The organism is Psychrobacter sp. TB20-MNA-CIBAN-0197, from assembly GCF_040309765.1.
GTDB classification, from domain to species: Bacteria; Pseudomonadota; Gammaproteobacteria; order Pseudomonadales; family Moraxellaceae; genus Psychrobacter; species Psychrobacter submarinus.
Genome location: NZ_JBEOPC010001479.1, coordinates 1 through 231, shown reverse-complemented (window position 1 = coordinate 231; position 231 = coordinate 1). Strand labels below are relative to the sequence as shown.

The window sequence follows — 231 nt, the reverse complement described above, 5'->3', positions numbered from 1 at the left end:
ATTGCTCCGCCGCCGAGGCCTAGTTCTAACACTTTTTGTGGCGGCTTAAGAGCCTGCCAATGCTTACCTAGGCATAATAAATGTGGAAAAAGTAATAAATCCGGGTTATTTAAATCAATAACAGATTGAAGAGTGTCGTTAATCAGTAACCAGCGTAACGGCTCGTGCTCACGTACTTGAATGTGATCGCCACTGCATTTATGCCAATAGATTAACTGACCAATGCTGTGG

Annotated in this window: 1 protein-coding gene; it reads right to left on the bottom strand. The window is 43.3% G+C overall.

The genetic code is table 11. The features are described from left to right. The coding region (locus AAEY83_RS18890) for a hypothetical protein (protein WP_351061779.1) at window positions 1–231 on the bottom strand (231 nt) is incomplete at both ends.